The sequence below is a fragment of the Mycobacterium sp. NGS61 genome, assembly GCF_059812325.1.
On record NZ_JCALCL010000007.1, the window covers coordinates 254509 to 270671 of the forward strand.

Here is a 16163-nt window from a genome sequence, read left to right on the forward strand (position 1 = left end):
GGATCGATGCTGTCACTCACTCGATCCCTGGTAGCTGCTGTTGCGTTGACGCTGACCGGTGTGGCCGTCGGCGCACCGGCCGCGGCCGCCCCGGGTGGCTCCGACGAGCCGACCCCGGCCGGTCCGGTGTCCGGGGACACCGCCGGCGGCTGGATCCCGGACGGCCAGCGCCTGAGCCCCTTCGATCTGTCCGACCCCGCGGTCAACCGCCTCGACCCGGCGCTGCTCAACGCACTCGAGCGCGCCACCCGGGCTGCCGCGACCGACGGAGTCACCGTTGGCCTGACGTCGGGATGGCGCTCACCGGCGTTTCAGCAGCGCCTGTTCGACGACGCCGTCGTCACCTACGGCAGCGCCGCCGCCGCCAGTCAGTACGTTGCTTCGCCCCAGGTCTCCAAGCACGTGATCGGCAAAGCCGTCGATGTCGGTCCCGCGGCCGCCGACAGCTGGCTCATTCGCAACGGCGCCGCGTACGGCCTCTGTCAGATCTACGCCAACGAGATCTGGCACTTCGAACTGGCGTCCGACTACGGCGGTGCGTGTCCGCCGTTGCGGCCCAACGCCGCTGGGTGATTGCGAGCTCGTACAGCTGAGATGGCGGTCTCCGATCTGCCAAGAATTTATTGAGAATCCATCAAGACCGCGTGCTGAGGATGGGGTTAACGCAATCCCGCGTCCACCACCACCAGCACGGAGTCACCCATGTTCACTCGCCGCTTCACTGCGTCCCTTGCCGGCACCACCCTGACCGCCGGCGCGCTCGGGCTGGCTGCACTCGGCTTCGCAGGCACCGCCGGCGCCACCGCAGTCGACGACGCGTTCATCGCCCAGATCGAGGCTGACGGAATTCAGCCGCCGAGCGCCTCGCGCGCCATCAGCGAAGCACACACCGTGTGCAACGAACTCAACGCCGGAACCTCGACCAAGCAGGTCATCGCCAATGTTGCGCAACGAACCGGCCTGAGCAACAAAGGTGCGAACACGTTCGCCGTGGACGCCGCGAAGGCCTACTGCCCGCAGTACGTCAAGACCACCACCACGTAGATATCGAAGCCACAGTGCGGGGTCCCGTTGCGGGTCCCCGCATTTGCTTGCGGCGCTCAAGGTTTCACCCGGAACGCCGCTACCGGCATCTCCACGCTGCCCTGGCACGGACCGCTGGTGATGTCGGTGTGCCACACGCCACGCAGCGACCCGTCGGATTGCGGGGTGTAGTACGCCCACGACGTGGCCGGCGCCCACACCTTTGAAACCCCTTCTCCCATATAGCAATCCCACTGGAAGTCGAAGCGTTCCACCCACCTGGATCCATCCCAGGTGTAGTGCGAGGGCACTGAGATGGTCGGGTTGTTCGGGGTGGGACCGTTGTTCGCCGTTGCGACGCAGGTAACAGACGAACAGGCCGTGGCGAAGTCGTAGTCGGCACTGAAGGTACGCTCGGCCTGTTCGGCGGCCGCGCTGGTGCCGGATTTCTCGGCGGCGTAGCGCACCAGGGAGTACTTGCCCGTCCACGACGGCGTTGCGGCCGACGTCGCCGGGGCGGCCACCAGCGCCACGGCGGCAAGCATGGCCCACACAGTTCCCGCACGCATCGTGCCGATGATGGCGTACGGAGGACGCAGCCGGGTATCGCGACGGACACGAAGTTTCGTCGACAGGCTCATCAGCCCCGCAGCAGAAACAGTCCATAGGCGGCGATCGACTGGGCGTCGACGATCACTCCCCCACGGATCATGTCCTCGACGTCCTGCCGAGCGAACCAGGCGCTGTGCATGTCCTGTTCTTCATGCTCGCGATCGGCCAGTCCCTCCGAGATCCCGGTCGCGAGAAAAACCCACCCGCGCTGGCTACTCATGCCCGGCGCGACATCGAGCTGACCCAGGGGCTCGAAAGCAGATGCCGCCAAACCGGTTTCCTCACGCAACTCACGCGCGGCCAGGGTGGCCGGTTCGAGGTCGGCCAGATCCGGAGCGGTGCCCTGCGGGAATTCCCAGCGCCGCGCCCCGACCGGATACCGGTACTGCTCGACCAAGCGGAAACGCGTTCCGTCATAGGGCATTACGAGGGCATACGTCGGTTTGTCCACGACAGCGTAGATGCCGGGACTGCCGTCGGACCGGCGGATGTCGTCTTCGCGTAACACCATCCACTGATTGCGGTATATCTCACGGGACGCGACGGACTCTATGTCTGGCACCCGCTCAGTATCGCCGCGCTGGGTCGATGCGCTGGCTACGGGGACTTCAGCTTCATGAACCAGCCCACCTGGTTACGGCTGTTCAGCATTCTGCTGATGTTCGCCGGAGTGATCACCACCGCGGTGCTGGTCGCCTTCCTCGCCGAGCTGATGATCACCCGTCGCCTGCTGAGCTCCGCCGGGCCGCGCAAGGTCCGGTACCTGCGCAACCATGTCATCGTCGTCGGCCTCGGCTCGTTCGGTATTCGGGTGGCGCGAACTGTCCACCCAGACCCGCGTCATCGCCATCGCCGGGCCGAGCGGACGAGTGAAGTTGCATCCGCGTCGCGACGCCCGATTGCAGGGCGGCGATACCGTCTACCTGGTGGCCCCCTACCGGGAGCTGCTGGCGACCTTGCGCAAGGGACAGGTCCTCGAGCCCGATCCCGGGTCGTTCACTGAGGCGGCCGCAGGCTGACACTCACAGCGCTGCGGCGACGTCGGCCGCACGGCGGAGTTGCTCGATGTCCGAGCTGGTGGGAATCAGATGCACTTCGTCGGTACCGACATCGGCGAACTTGCGCAGTACCGCGATCAACTCGTCCTCGGTTCCCGCCCAGCCGGTCGTCGGCGCCATAGCGTCGACGAATTCGGCGGGAATCCAGTTCATGTACCGCCGCAGGTGACTATGCACCTGCGCGCGGGCCTGATCGGGTTCGCCGAACGCGAACCAGAACGAGGTCGCCAGCTGCGGTGCGGGTTTGCCGGCCTCGGCCCAGGAGGTGCGCGCGACGTCGAACAGCTCGTTCTGCCGGGCGACGTCGAGGTCCAACGTGGTCCCGGCCAGCCCGTCGGCCCAGGCTGCAGCGCTGCGGATGGTCTTGGGCCCGATGGTGCCGACCAGCAGCCGCGGGCCGCCGACCTGCACCGGCAACGGCCCGACCGGACGCTGGGAGTCGGTGGTCTTCTCCCCGGCCCACACCCGCTTCATCACCGCGACCCGATCGGCCATGCCGCGCATCGTCTGCGTCGCGGTATCCGCGCCGACCGCATGGTAATCCTCGTGCCGGCCGCCGACCCCGAGCCCGACCGTCAGGCGGCCGCCGCTGAGCAGGTCACCCGTTGCCAGCGCCTTGGCCAGCATGACCGGGTCGTGCAGCTGCGGCACGATCACGGTAGTCACCAGCCGCACCCGCTCAGTCCACGCCGACAGGGCTCCGAGCAGGGTCAGGCTGTCCGGGTTGTCGAACGCGATGCGCTCGCCCCAGCACAGCGAGGAGAACGGCCCCTGGTCGATCGCCTGCGCCCAGCGGGTGAGCACGCCCGCGTCGAGGTCGGGTTCCATCACCGGCATGGTCATCCCTATCTGCACTCCACGATTCTGGCAGCATGGGGTGGATGGCCTTCGCGAGCACGTCGATTGCGCATGTCCGGCTCACCGTCACCGACATCGAGCGGTCCCGGCAGTTCTACGAGAGCGTGTTCGGCTGGGCAGTGCTGATCGAGCTCCCCGAGAACGCCGACGTGGCGACCCGGCGCCGGCTGGGGTTCCTGTTCGGCGGCGTCATCTATGACATGGGCGGTGCGTTGCTGGGGTTGCGGCCGGTAGGCGACGACCCGTTCGACGAGGACCGCACCGGCTTGGACCACGTGGCGTTCCGGGTCGGCAGTAAAGCCGAAATCGATGCGGCTGCTGAGCATTTGGATGAGCTGGACATCGCCCACGAGCCCGTTAAGGATATCGGGCCGTCCTACATTCTGGAGTTCCGCGACCCGGACAACATCGCGCTGGAACTCACCGCGCCGAAATAGGGTTCAGCGAGGCAGGAGTAGCTATGGCCATCAGTTTCAACCACACCATCGTCGCCGCCCGCGACAAGCGGAAGTCCGCGGAGTTTCTGACCGACTTGTTCGGCCTACCCGGTCCGTCGCCGTTTGGACCATTTATGGTCGTCACGCTTGAACATGGTGCATCGCTTGACTTCGCCGACGTGGCTGAGAACGACGACATCCGGCCGCAGCATTACGCATTCCTGGTTTCCGAAGAAGAGTTCGACATGATCTACGGCAAGATCACGTCGGGCGGTCTGGCGCACTGGGCGGATCCCGGCGCGCGACGACCCGGTGAGATCAACACTCGCGACGGCGGCCGCGGGGTCTATTTCAACGACCCGGCCGGGCACTCGCTGGAAATCCTCACCCGCCCTTACGGATCGGGCGGCTAACGCGCCGGGCCGTGCCGGTGGCTTTCCTGGTCGCGATAGTCGTTGGCCATCTGGGCGACATGCTCGGGCAGCGCTCCGGCGGCGACGTCGGCCAGCGTCGTCTCCTCCAGCACCGAGCGCATGCTGGCCCGCAATGCGCGCCACACATCGGTGAGGGCGACGGTCGGGCCGGAGTAGGGCAGGTCGCCGAGCCCGATGTCGCGGACACTGGCCAGCGGTCCGTCGATGCAGCGCAACACATCGGCGATGCTGATCTCGGTGCCCGGACGGGCGAGTTCGTAGCCGCCGTCGCGACCCCGCTGGCTACGCACCAGGCGGTCGGTGCGCAGGTTGGTGAGGATGTCGACCAGAAACTGCGACGGGATGCCCTGGGCCTGGGCCAGATCGTCGGTCTTGACCAGGGTGCCGGGGGCAACCGTGGCGAGTTGGACCATCGCCCGCACGGCGTACTCCGCTTTGGCCGACATCCGCATGCTTGCCGATTGTGCCATCCGCCGCGGCGACGGGCTTTCTAGGCGCGCAGCTCGAGCAGGTCGATCACGCTCTGCGCCTGTTCTTCGAGGCTGCGATCGGCGTCGAGCCGTAGGTCGGGATTCTTCGGTCGCTGATACGGACTGTCGATGCCGGTGAAGTGCGTGATCTCCCCGGCCCGGGCCTTGGCGTACAACCCCTTGGGATCGCGTCGCTCGCATTCCTGTAGCGGGGTGTCGCAGAAGACCTCGAAGAACTCAAATCCCGCGTCGACGTGTACCTTTCGCGCCATCTCCCGGTGTTCGGCCAGCGGACTGATGGCCGGTACCAGCACGATCTGGCCGGAATCGGCCAGCAGCGTCGCCACATGCGCCAGGCGGCGCAGGTTTTCGGCCCGGTCGGCCATGCTGAAACCCAGATCGGCGTTCAGTCCGTGGCGCAGGTTGTCGCCGTCGAGAACGTAAGCGGGAACACCCTTTTCGAGCAGCTTCTGCTCCACCAGCATCGCCACCGAAGATTTGCCGGCGCCGGACAGCCCGGTGAGCCACACCGTGCGGCCCTGGATCGCGCGGTCCGCGGCGGTGACCAGTGACTTGTGCCGCACCGTGTTCGGGCTGGCCTTCTGCGCCGCCACATCCCGCAACACCATGCCGGCCGCTACGGTCCCGTTCGTATCAGGATCGATCAGGATGAAGGAACCCGTGCTGGCGTTGCGGGAGTATTCGTCGAGCAACAGCGGCACCTGGGTCCGCAGGGTGACGCGGCCGAGTTCGTTGAGTTTCAACGCTGTTGCCGTCTTGTCGCGGTGGAGCGTGTTGACGTCGAGCCGGTAGTCCAGCGCGGTGACCCGGGCGCGCGTGGTCCGGGTGGTGTGCTTGATGACGTAATCTCGGCCCGGTTCGAGTGCCGACCCGTCGGCCATCCAACACACGGTGGCGTCGAACTGCTGGGTGATCCTGGGTTGGTTGTTGGTGCGGGCAATCAGGTCCCCGCGGGAGATGTCGATGTCGTCGGCCAGGCTCACCGCGACAGCCATCGGCGGAAAGGCTTCTGCAACAGGACCATTGGGTCCGTCGATAGCGGTGACCCTGGTGGTCTTGCCGATGGGCAGCACCACCACTTCGTCACCGGGGCGCATCACCCCGCTGGCCACCGTGCCCGCGTAACTGCGGTGGTCCTGATGCTCGTGAGTGTGCGGACGAATCACGTACTGCACCGGGAACCGCACGTCGACCAGGTTGCGGTCGCCGGCGATGAACACCTCTTCCAGGTGGGACAGCAGCGCCGGTCCCTCGTACCAGGGGGTCTTCTCCGATTTGGTCACCACGTTGTCCCCGTGCAGCGCCGACATCGGTATGGTGGCGACGTCCTGCACGTCCAGGCGTGCAGCGAACGCATGGAACTCGTCGCGGATCGCCTCGAATTTCTCTTGGTCCCAACCGATCAGGTCCATCTTGTTCACGGCGAGCACGATGTGCTGAATGCCCAGCAGGGATGCCAGGAAGGCATGCCGGCGGGACTGCTCCAGCAGACCGTGGCGCGCATCGACGAGCACGATCACCAGGTGCGCCGTTGACGCACCCGTCACCATATTGCGGGTGTACTGGATGTGACCCGGGGTGTCGGCGATGATGAATTTGCGCTTGGGCGTAGCGAAATAGCGGTAAGCGACGTCGATGGTGATGCCCTGCTCGCGTTCGGCGCGTAGGCCGTCAGTGACCAGCGCAAGGTCGGTGTACTCGTGGCCGCGGTCCTTGGAGGTCTGCTCGACGGCCGCCCACTGGTCCTCCATAACGGCCTTGGAGTCATAGAGCAGGCGACCGATCAGGGTGGACTTGCCGTCATCGACGGAACCGGCGGTAGCCAGCCGTAGCAATGTAGAAGATCCCGCCATCAGAAGTACCCCTGCCGTTTGCGGTCTTCCATGCCTGCCTCCGAGATCCGGTCGTCGGCCCGGGTCGCGCCGCGCTCGGTGAGTCGCGACACCGCAGTTTCGGCGATCACTTCCGACACTGTGCGCGCCTCGGACTCCACGCAGCCGGTACAGGTGACATCGCCGACGGTGCGAAACCGTACCGAGGCCTCGAACACCTTTTCCTCGGCCCGCGGCTGCAGGTGCCGATGCACCGCCAGCAGCATGCCGTCGCGTTGAAAAACCTTGCGCCGATGGGCGAAATAGATCGACGGCAACTTGATCCGCTCGGCTCCGATGTAGGACCAGATGTCGAACTCGGTCCAGTTGGACAACGGGAACACCCGGATGTGCTCACCCTTGTGGTGGCGGCCGTTGTAGAGGTTCCACAGCTCAGGTCGTTGGCCTTTGGGGTCCCACTGGCCGAATTCGTCGCGGAAGCTGAACACCCGTTCCTTGGCGCGTGCCTTCTCCTCGTCGCGCCGGGCGCCGCCGAACGCGGCGTCGAATCGGTTCTCCCGGATGGCGCGCAACAGCGTCACCGTCTGCAGCGGATTCCGGGACGGGATGGTCTCGACCACGCGGCCGGCATCGATGTCGTCCTGGACCGAGGCCACTACCAGACGCACCCCGTGTTCGGCGACCAGCTCATCACGGGTGGCAAGCACCTCGTCGAAATTGTGGCCGGTATCGACATGCATGACCGGGAACGGCAACCGCCCGGGCCGAAACGCCTTCAGCGCCAGGTGCAGCATGACGATCGAGTCTTTGCCTCCGGAGAACAGCAGCACGGGACGCTCGAATTCGGCGGCGACTTCACGGATGATGTGGATCGCCTCGGCCTCGAGCGAACGCAGGTGGCTCAGTTCGTACTGGCCGGCAGTGGGCCCGGCAACCAGATCGGTCGTCATAGTTGTTTCCCGGTTAAGTTGGTTGGATTGACCATATTTAAGGTATTAATTGACATGAAAGCAGTCGGAATTCATCGTGTCAACGGGTCGACCGGCACAAACAGCCGCACCGGCCCCCATTTCGGTAAGAAGTAGGGGCCGGTGCGGCTGTTAACTCGGCAGCTACAGGGTGACTTCTTCGAGCTTTCCGGTCGCCACGTCGAAGACGAACCCGCGCAGCGAGTTGTGCTTGGTGACGAACGGACTGTTCTCGATGCGGCGCAGCGATTGCCGCACATCCTCGGCCAGATCCCCGAAGGCCTCCGCCGCCCACGGCGGCTTCACCCCGGTTTCCTCCTGGATACTGCGCTTGAACTCGTCGTCGGTGAAGGTGAGCATCCCGCAGTCGGTGTGATGGATCAGGATGATTTCCCGGGTGCCCAGCAGGCGCTGGCTGATCGCCAACGACCGGATGGCATCGTCGGTGGCCACCCCGCCGGCGTTCCGGATGACGTGCGACTCCCCCTCTTTGAGGCCGAGCACGCGGTACACATCCAGCCGCGCATCCATGCACGCCAACACGGCGACGTGTTTGCTCGGCGGTAGCGGCAGCGGACCTTTGAAGTCGCTTGCATAGTTGGCGTTGTTGGCCAGGTAGTCGTCGGTTACCGTCACGCACGTCTCCTCGAGTTTGCTACGCGGATCGCTGCCGGGCTGGATCCTAACAATCGAGCCGCGGGAACACACCCCTGCGGATCATCGGGATCGCAAAGATCGAACGCCCCACCGGCGTTTCCCCGTCCTGCTCGCTACCCTGTCCCAATGCGGCACGGTGGTCGGGCATGACGCGGTTCCTGTTGCGTCGGTTGCTGAACTACATCGTGCTACTGGCGCTGGCGTCCTTCCTGACGTACTGCCTGGCCGCGGTGGTGTTCTCTCCGTTGGAGAGCCTGATGCAACGCAGCCCCCGGCCACCGCAGTCCGTCATCGATGCCAAGGCCCACGATCTGGGCCTGGACCGGCCCATCCCGATTCGCTATGCAAACTGGGTTTCGCACGCGGTGCAGGGCGATTTCGGGAAGACGATCACCGGCCAGCCGGTGGGCACCGAACTCGGGCGGCGGGTCGGCGTCACCCTGCGGTTGGTGGTGATCGGTTCGGTGGTGGGCACGCTGCTCGGCGTGACACTGGGGGCGTGGGGCGCGATCCGTCAGTACCGACTCAGCGACCGGGTCGTCACGGTGTTCGCCTTCCTCGTCATGAGCACGCCGTCGTTCGTCATCTCCTACCTCCTGATCATTGCGGCACTGCGGGTCAACTGGGCACTGGGATATCAGCTGTTCGACTACACCGGGGAGACCGCGCCGGGCATTGAGGGCGGGACCTGGGCCGCGGTCGGCGACCGGCTCAAACACCTGGTGCTGCCGACCTTCACCCTGGCGCTGATGGCAGCCGCGGGGTACAGCCGCTTTCAGCGCAACGCGATGCTCGACGTCCTGGGCCAGGACTTCATTCGCACGGCCCGAGCCAAGGGACTGACCCGTAGGCGCGCACTCGTCAAGCACGGCCTGCGCACGGCGCTGATACCGATGGCGACTCTGTTCGCGTACAGCGTGGCCGGGCTGGTCGGCGGGGCGGTTTTCGTCGAGAAGATCTTCGGTTGGCATGGCATGGGCGAATGGGTGCTCAGGGGGATCTCTACCCAGGACATCAACATCGTGGTCGCAATCACGTTGTTCTCCGGCACCGTGGTGTTGCTCGCGGGTCTGCTCTCCGACATTTTCTACGCTGCGCTGGACCCTAGGGTGCGGGTGTCGTGACGGCTGTCGAGATGGAGGCAGCCGAATTCACCTCGCGTCGCACCCTGGTGCTGCGACGGTTTCTGCGTAACCGATCCGCAGTGGCGGCGCTGGTGATCTTGGTGTTGCTGTTCGTCGGGTGCTTCGCGCTGCCCCCGTTGCTGCCGTATTCGTATCAGGACCTGGATTTCGATGCACTGATGCAACCGCCGAATTCGCGACACTGGCTGGGCACCAACGGGTTAGGGCAGGACCTGCTCGCGCAGACCTTGCGTGGCATGCAGAAGTCGATGCTGATCGGTGCCTGCGTGGCAGTGATCTCCACCGGGATCGCTGCGACCGTTGGCTCGATCGCCGGATATTTCGGCGGCCTGCGAGATCGCGCCCTGATGTGGGTGGTCGATCTGATGCTGGTCGTGCCCTCCATCCTGCTGATCGCTATCGCCTCGATGAAAACCAGGAACTCGGCCAACATCGCGTCGCTGATCGTGCTGTTGGCGCTGTTCGGCTGGATGGTCAGCTCCCGCATCGTGCGCGGTCTGACCAAGGGCTTGCGTGAGCTCGAATTCATCCGGGCCGCACGCTATATGGGCGTATCCAGTCGTCGCATCATCACCCGGCATGTGTTGCCCAATGTGGCGTCCATTCTGATCATCGACGCCACCATCAACGTCGGGTCGGCTATCATGGCCGAAACGGGATTGAGCTTTCTCGGCTTCGGGGTTCAGCCTCCGGATGTGTCGCTGGGCACGCTGATCGCCGACGGCACCCAGTCCGCGACCACGTTCCCGTGGGTGTTCCTGTTTCCGGCCGGGGCGCTGGTGCTGATTGTGTTGTGCACCAATCTGACTGGCGACGGGCTACGCGATGCGTTCGATCCCGGCGCCAAGACCTTGCGGCGTGGCGCCGCATGAGTCCGCTGCTGGAAGTGACCGACCTGGCAGTCTCCTTCCCCACCGACGGCGCACCGGTGACCGCGGTGCGAGGCATCAGTTATCGCGTCGACCCCGGTGAAGTGGTGGCGATGGTCGGCGAATCGGGCTCGGGCAAGTCCGCGGCGGCAATGGCGGTGATCGGCCTGCTTCCCGAGTATGCGACGGTAGGTGGATCGGTTCGACTGCACGGCACCGAACTGCTCGGACTCGACGACGCCGCGATGTCGCAGTTCCGCGGGAAGTCGATCGGCACGGTGTTCCAGGACCCGATGTCCGCGCTGACTCCGGTCTATACCGTCGGTACCCAGATCGCGGAGGCGATCCGGGTGCACCACCCGGACATCGGCAAGAAGGCTGCCCGGGTGCGCGCGGTGGAACTACTTGACCTGGTTGGGATTTCACAGCCCGAACAACGTGCCCGCGCCTTCCCGCACGAGCTCTCCGGCGGTGAACGACAACGCGTGGTCATCGCCATCGCGATCGCCAACGATCCCGACCTGCTGATCTGCGACGAGCCCACCACGGCGCTCGATGTGACCGTGCAGGCGCAGATCCTCGACGTGCTGAAGAAAGCCCGCGACGTCACCGGCGCCGGGGTGCTGATCATCACCCATGACCTCGGCGTGGTCGCCGAGTTCGCCGACCGGGCACTGGTGATGTACGCGGGTCGGGTCGCCGAAACAGCACCCGTGGCCGATCTGTACCGCGACCGCCAAATGCCGTACACGATAGGCCTGTTGGGTTCAGTGCCGCGCTTGGACGCCGCTCAGGGCACCCGCCTGGTCCCGATTCCCGGGGCACCCCCGTCGTTGATCGGGCTGGATCCGGGGTGCCCGTTCGCGCCGCGCTGTCCCCTCGCCATCGACGAATGCCTTGCGGCGGAACCGGAATTGATCGAAGTCGGCCCCGATCACCGCGCGGCCTGCATTCGCACCCACGAGGTCGTCGGACGTAGCGCCGCCGACATCTACGGCGTCGAGACGGCTCGGAGCTCAGGGGTTTCCGACGATTCAACTGTCGTGGTGCGGGTGCGTGACCTGGTCAAAACCTACCCCCTGACCAAGGGCGTGCTGCTGCGCCGCACCGTCGGCGAGGTCCGAGCGGTCGACGGTGTGAGCTTCGATCTGCCGCAGGGTCAGACACTGGGTATCGTCGGCGAATCCGGTTCGGGCAAGTCCACAACCTTGCACCAGATTCTGGAACTCGTTGCCCCACAGTCCGGTTCGATCGAAGTCTTCGGTTCGGACGTCGCCACCCTGAGTCCCGCCGGCCGACGGGAGCTGCGACGCGATATCCAGGTGGTCTTCCAGGATCCGGTGGCATCGCTGGATCCGCGACTGCCGGTCTCCGATTTGCTGGCAGAACCATTGCAGGCCAACGGGTTCGACCAGCGCGACACCAACGCCAAAGTGGCCGAATTGCTGGATCTGGTGGGACTGCGCCGAGCCGATGCCAGCCGCTATCCGGCTGAATTCTCCGGCGGGCAGAAACAGCGCATCGGCATCGCGCGGGCATTGGCGTTGCGGCCCAAGGTCCTTGCCCTCGACGAACCGGTCTCGGCACTCGACGTCTCGATCCAGGCTGGAATCCTCAACCTGCTGCTGGACCTCCAGGATCAGTTCGGAATGTCGTATTTGTTTGTCTCCCACGACCTTTCGGTGATCAAGCATCTTGCGCACCGGGTGGTCGTGATGTATCGCGGTGCGGTGGTCGAGCAGGGTGACAGCCGGGACGTATTCGGCGATCCGCAACACGAATACACGCGACGTCTGCTCGCCGCGGTACCGCAACCGGGAGCCGGACAGTGACTGGACGCAGAATAGCGGCTGTTTTGCTGGTCGGGACACTGTTGGTGTCCGGATGTGCGGCCGGTGCCTCGACCACCGCCGAAAGAGGCGTTGCGGTCGGAGCGAGCAGCGAACTCAACCCGCAGGATCCCGCGACTTTGCGCGAGGGCGGCAACCTACGTCTGGGGCTCAGCGACCTGCCGGCCAACTTCAACGTGCTGCACATCGACGGCAACAGCGCCGAAACCGCAAACATGCTCAAAGCCACCCTGCCGAGCGCGTTCCGGATCGGCGCCGACGGCTCGACGACGGTCAATACGGACTACTTCACCAGCGTCGAACTGACCGGCACCAACCCGCAGGTGGTCACCTACACGATCAACCCCAAAGCGGTGTGGTCAGACGGCACACCGATCACCTGGCAGGACATCGCCAGTCAGATTCACGCCACCAGTGGAGCCGACAAAGCGTTCGAGATCGCCTCGACCGGTGGGGCCGAGCGTGTCGCCTCGGTGACCCGCGGGGTCGACGATCGCCAGGCGGTCATGACCTTTGCGAAGCCGTACGCCGAGTGGAAAGGCATGTTCGCCGGCAATGGCATGCTGCTGCCGGCCAGTGTGACCGCCACCCCGGAGGCGTTCAACACGGGATGGCTCGATGCGCCCGGCGCGTCCGCAGGCCCGTTCATCCTGTCCACATTGGACCGGGCCAAGCAGCGAATCACCTTGACCCGCAACCCCAAATGGTGGGGCAAGCGTCCGCGTCTGGACTCGATCACCTACTTGGTCCTGGACACTGCCGCGGCGCTGCCGGCGCTGCAGAACAATGCGATCGACGCGACCGGGGTCGGGACACTTGACCAACTGATCATTGCCGAGCACACCAAGGGGATAGCGATCCGGCGCGCGCCCGGACCGAGCTGGACCCACTTCACCATGAACGGCTCGAAGGGCTCGATGCTCCACGATCCCGGCGTACGTCTGGCCGTATGCAAGAGCATAGATCGGCAGACCATCGCCAAGGTGGCATTGAACGGGTTGACCGGTGCCCCGGTACCTCTGAACAACCATATTTTCGTGGCAGGGCAAGAGGGTTATCAAGACAACAGCATCCCTTACGATCCCGCACAGGCGAAGCGGGAACTCGACGCGCAGGGATGGTCGCTCAACGGCGAGTTCCGGGAAAAGGGCGGCCGCCAACTGGTGGTCCGGTTGTTGTACTACGACTCACCGAGCGCCAAGGTCTTCACCCAAGTCGCCCAGCACAGCCTCGCCGAGATCGGCGTGAAGTTACAGCTTCAGGCGCGCTCCGGCAGCAGATTCTTCAGCGACTACGTCAACGTCGGGGACTTCGACATCGCCCTGTTCGGTTGGCAGGGCGATGCGTTCCCGTTGTCCGGGCTGACCCAGATTTACGCCTCCCACGGGGAAAGCAACTTCGGCAAGATCGGCAGTCCGCAGATCGACGACGTGATCGAGCAGACGCTGGCCGAACTCGATCCGGGAAAGGCGCGCGCACTGGCCAACGAAGTCGACCGGCTCATCTGGCAAGAAGGTTTCAGCCTGCCGCTGATTCAATCCGTCGGCACCGTCGCGGCCCGCAGCGATCTGGCCAACTTCGGCGCTCGCGGGTTGGCCGACCTGGACTACACCGCGATCGGCTTCATGCGCTGACCGGTGCCGGGTGACTGGGCCGAAGGACCGCGACCAGAAAGTCGGAGTCGCCGTCCTGGAACGGGCGGAGATCCCACGTGGACAGCAGCAGTTCGGAGGCCAACCCGCCGGCTGCCGCGTCGTCGAAGAAATCGGTGAACTCATAGCCGCGACCGGCACCGAAGCCGACCACCAATCGGCCGTCGCCGGCCAGGTGGGCGCGCAGCCGGCGCAGCACCTGGGCGCGGGTGCTGGGGGCCAGGAACGCCATCACGTTGCCCGCCGACACGATCACGTCGAACGGCTCGGCGATGCCTTGCGCGGGCAGGTCGAGCTCGGCGAGGTCGCCGACGATCCAGCGCGGGCCGGGATGGTCTTGCTCAGCCGCTTCGATGAGCACCGGGTCGGCGTCGACACCGACGACGTGGTGGCCGAGCGTGGCCAGGTGACCACCCAACCGGCCGGGACCGCACCCGGCGTCGAGAATGTGGGCGGCCCGGGGCGCCATCGCATCCACCAGGCGCGCTTCGCCGTGCAGATCCTCGCCGGCGCGCGCCAGGGAGCGGAAACGTTCGACATACCAATGTGAATGCCCCGGATCGGCTGCGACCTTTTGCATCCACAGGCTCTGCTCGACCATGGATGCATTGTCGCAAGGGCGGTCTGCTCAGCCGCGAATGAGGTCCGCGGCCTTCTCCCCGATCAGCACCGACGGCGCGTGCGTATGGCCGCGGATCGTGCTGGGCATCACCGATGCGTCGGCGACACGCAGCCCTTCGACGCCGCGGACCCGCAGCTGGGGATCTACCACGCTGGAATCGTCGCGGCCCATTCGGCAGGTGCCCATCGGGTGGTACAGGGTGTGCGAGCACTGGTTCAGGGCCAGCGCGAAGGTGGCTTCGTCAAGCTCGGTGCAACTGCGCGGGCGCACCACAGCGCCGAGCACGTCGCGCAGCGACGGCGCCTGGGCGATCTCGGCGCACATCCGTAGCCCCGCCAGCATCGCGGCGCGGTCGGCGCCGGCGGGGTCGGTGAGGTAGCGGGGGTCGATGACAGGCTTGTCGTGCGGGTCGGCGGAGCGCAATGTGATCTGCCCCCGGCTCTGCGGGGCCACCAGGATGGGGCCGAACACCACCCCGTGCCCGGCCGCGGGTTGCAGCGCCTCGTCGTAGAAGGGCGCCGGTGCGAAGATCAGCTCCAGGTCGGGCAACTCGAGATCGGGCCGGCTGCGGACGAATCCGTAGGCCTCGCCGACGTTGGAGGTGAGCATGCCGCGCCGCCGCAGCAGGTAATTGATCAGCTGCTTGGGTTTTTCGGCGGCGAACAACGTGTCGTCGTTGACGTCGAAACCCATGGGTGCCACCAGATGGTCGATCAGGTTCTGGCCGACCTGCGGGGCGTGGTGGACGGTTTCGATGCCGTGCTCGGCGAGTTGGTCGCGGTCGCCGATGCCGGACAGCATGAGCAGTTGCGGGCTGTTGACGGCACCGCCGCAAAGCAGCACTTCCTTACGGGCGTGCACCACGGAGGTGTGGTCACCGCGCTGGAACTCGACACCCACCGCCCGGGTGCCGTCGAAGACGATCCGCGTCGCCGTGGCTTCGGTGATGAGGGTGAGATTCTTGCGGCTCATCGCCGGCGTCAGGTAAGCGTCGGCGGTGCTGCACCGGGCGCCGCGGCGCTGCGTCACAACTGTTTCGCAGAAACCTTCCGGTGCAATGGAATTCGGCCGTGCGGCCGGGTATCCGCATTCACGGGCCGCGGCCAGCCAGGCTGCGGTCAGCGGGCGCGGGCTGCGTTGGCGGGAGATGTGCAACGGGCCGGTGACCCCGCTGTCGTCACCGCTGACGAAGTGCCAGGCCGCAGTGACATTCTCGATGCGGCGGTAGTACTCGAGGATTTCCGCAGCAGACCAGTGCGAGTCGGCCAACCTGGCCCACTCGTCGTAATCCGCTCCGAATCCGCGCACCCACATCATGGCATTCATCGACGAACTACCGCCGAGCACTTTGCCTCGGGGCCAATAGATTTGGCGTCCGTCGAGCTCGGGCTGCGGCTCGGTGAGGTAGTCCCAGTCGACCTCGGTCCGGAACAGCTTGGAGAAGGCCGCCGGTATGCCGATGAACCTGTTGGTGTTGCCGGGGCCGGCTTCCAGCGCCGCCACCTCGGTGCCCGGATCGGCGCTGAGCCTGTCGATCAGGACGGCACCGGCCGAGCCGGTGCCGATCACTACGTAGTCGCGCTGAATGTCCATCGCGTACCCCCGTTTTCGGCCCGTGGCGATCGCAAGCGCGGCGTGAGCCGGGCGCAGCGGGT

16 protein-coding genes and 2 pseudogenes are annotated in these 16163 nt (G+C 65.6%); 9 read left to right on the plus strand and 9 right to left on the minus strand.

Annotated features, from left to right (window positions below):
* The first annotated feature begins 6 nt into the window (after window positions 1-6).
* A complete protein-coding gene (locus AC5Y3Z_RS16965; RefSeq protein WP_463826649.1) occupies window positions 7-573 on the plus strand; it encodes a M15 family metallopeptidase in 567 nt (188 codons plus the stop codon).
* A 129-nt stretch (window positions 574-702) separates the two neighbouring features.
* Window positions 703-1044, plus strand: coding sequence for a DUF732 domain-containing protein (locus AC5Y3Z_RS16970; RefSeq protein WP_463826650.1), 342 nt, complete (start codon window positions 703-705; stop codon window positions 1042-1044).
* 56 nt (window positions 1045-1100) lie between these two features.
* Here AC5Y3Z_RS16970 and AC5Y3Z_RS16975 read toward each other — a convergent pair whose 3' ends face one another.
* Both AC5Y3Z_RS16975 and AC5Y3Z_RS16980 read right to left on the minus strand, forming a co-directional pair.
* Window positions 1101-1592: an Rv2253 family sensor-like surface protein gene (locus tag AC5Y3Z_RS16975; RefSeq protein WP_463826651.1), complete on the minus strand. Its 492-nt coding sequence runs from the start codon at window positions 1590-1592 to the stop codon at window positions 1101-1103.
* A gap of 71 nt (window positions 1593-1663) precedes the next feature.
* The gene (locus tag AC5Y3Z_RS16980; RefSeq protein WP_463826805.1) at window positions 1664-2146 is read right to left on the minus strand and encodes an NUDIX domain-containing protein; all 483 of its coding nucleotides are present in this window, start codon (window positions 2144-2146) and stop codon (window positions 1664-1666) included.
* A gap of 84 nt (window positions 2147-2230) precedes the next feature.
* On the opposite strand from AC5Y3Z_RS16980, the pseudogene AC5Y3Z_RS16985 reads away from it, so the two are divergent.
* Window positions 2231-2654: pseudogene (locus AC5Y3Z_RS16985) on the plus strand (hypothetical protein); the annotation flags it as partial.
* Between the two features lie 3 nt (window positions 2655-2657).
* Here AC5Y3Z_RS16985 and AC5Y3Z_RS16990 read toward each other — a convergent pair.
* Window positions 2658-3536 (minus strand): LLM class flavin-dependent oxidoreductase, encoded by an 879-nt coding sequence (locus AC5Y3Z_RS16990; RefSeq protein WP_463826806.1) that lies wholly within the window; start codon window positions 3534-3536, stop codon window positions 2658-2660.
* Window positions 3537-3574: 38 nt separating this feature from the next.
* Here AC5Y3Z_RS16990 and AC5Y3Z_RS16995 point away from each other — a divergent pair, with 38 nt between their 5' ends.
* Together AC5Y3Z_RS16995 and AC5Y3Z_RS17000 are read left to right on the plus strand one after the other, a co-directional pair.
* A complete protein-coding gene (locus AC5Y3Z_RS16995; protein WP_463826652.1) occupies window positions 3575-3988 on the plus strand; it encodes a VOC family protein in 414 nt (137 codons plus the stop codon).
* A gap of 23 nt (window positions 3989-4011) precedes the next feature.
* Complete coding sequence (locus AC5Y3Z_RS17000; RefSeq protein WP_463826653.1) at window positions 4012-4401, plus strand: VOC family protein; 390 nt, start codon at window positions 4012-4014, stop codon at window positions 4399-4401.
* On the opposite strand, the gene AC5Y3Z_RS17005 is transcribed toward AC5Y3Z_RS17000, so the two are convergent.
* The 4 genes and pseudogenes from AC5Y3Z_RS17005 to AC5Y3Z_RS17020 form a co-directional block, all read right to left on the minus strand.
* Window positions 4398-4874 (minus strand): Rrf2 family transcriptional regulator, encoded by a 477-nt coding sequence (locus AC5Y3Z_RS17005; RefSeq protein WP_463826654.1) that lies wholly within the window; start codon window positions 4872-4874, stop codon window positions 4398-4400. The two genes, AC5Y3Z_RS17000 and AC5Y3Z_RS17005, sit on opposite strands and share 4 nt — an antisense overlap.
* 38 nt (window positions 4875-4912) lie before the next feature.
* Window positions 4913-6766 (minus strand): adenylyl-sulfate kinase, encoded by a 1854-nt coding sequence (cysC, locus tag AC5Y3Z_RS17010; protein WP_463826655.1) that lies wholly within the window; start codon window positions 6764-6766, stop codon window positions 4913-4915.
* Window positions 6766-7751 (minus strand): annotated as a pseudogene (gene cysD, locus AC5Y3Z_RS17015) (sulfate adenylyltransferase subunit CysD). Before cysD ends, cysC begins: the two are co-directional and overlap by 1 nt.
* Before the next feature lie 106 nt (window positions 7752-7857).
* Window positions 7858-8349 carry a beta-class carbonic anhydrase gene (locus AC5Y3Z_RS17020; RefSeq protein WP_463826656.1) on the minus strand — a complete coding sequence of 164 codons (492 nt, stop codon included), beginning with the start codon at window positions 8347-8349 and terminating at the stop codon, window positions 7858-7860.
* Window positions 8350-8516: 167 nt separating this feature from the next.
* On the opposite strand from AC5Y3Z_RS17020, the gene AC5Y3Z_RS17025 reads away from it, so the two are divergent.
* Genes AC5Y3Z_RS17025 through AC5Y3Z_RS17040 form a run of 4 tightly spaced genes read left to right on the plus strand, consistent with a single transcriptional unit; the run spans window position 8517 to window position 13868 of the window.
* Window positions 8517-9494: an ABC transporter permease gene (locus AC5Y3Z_RS17025; RefSeq protein ID WP_463826657.1), complete on the plus strand. Its 978-nt coding sequence runs from the start codon at window positions 8517-8519 to the stop codon at window positions 9492-9494.
* 11 nt (window positions 9495-9505) lie between these two features.
* Complete coding sequence (locus tag AC5Y3Z_RS17030; RefSeq protein WP_463826807.1) at window positions 9506-10387, plus strand: ABC transporter permease; 882 nt, start codon at window positions 9506-9508, stop codon at window positions 10385-10387.
* A complete protein-coding gene (locus AC5Y3Z_RS17035) occupies window positions 10384-12216 on the plus strand; it encodes a dipeptide ABC transporter ATP-binding protein (RefSeq protein WP_463826658.1) in 1833 nt (610 codons plus the stop codon). The genes AC5Y3Z_RS17030 and AC5Y3Z_RS17035 overlap by 4 nt, the downstream gene beginning before the upstream one ends.
* Window positions 12144-13868 carry an ABC transporter family substrate-binding protein gene (locus AC5Y3Z_RS17040; protein WP_463826808.1) on the plus strand — a complete coding sequence of 575 codons (1725 nt, stop codon included), beginning with the start codon at window positions 12144-12146 and terminating at the stop codon, window positions 13866-13868. The genes AC5Y3Z_RS17035 and AC5Y3Z_RS17040 overlap by 73 nt, the downstream gene beginning before the upstream one ends.
* Here the strand turns inward: AC5Y3Z_RS17040 and AC5Y3Z_RS17045 are convergent.
* Both AC5Y3Z_RS17045 and AC5Y3Z_RS17050 read right to left on the minus strand, forming a co-directional pair.
* Window positions 13858-14487, minus strand: a complete 630-nt coding sequence (locus AC5Y3Z_RS17045; protein ID WP_463826659.1) for a class I SAM-dependent methyltransferase — start codon at window positions 14485-14487, stop codon at window positions 13858-13860. The two genes, AC5Y3Z_RS17040 and AC5Y3Z_RS17045, sit on opposite strands and share 11 nt — an antisense overlap.
* Before the next feature lie 27 nt (window positions 14488-14514).
* Window positions 14515-16101, minus strand: coding sequence for a GMC family oxidoreductase (locus AC5Y3Z_RS17050; protein WP_463826809.1), 1587 nt, complete (start codon window positions 16099-16101; stop codon window positions 14515-14517).
* Window positions 16102-16163: the final 62 nt, after the last annotated feature.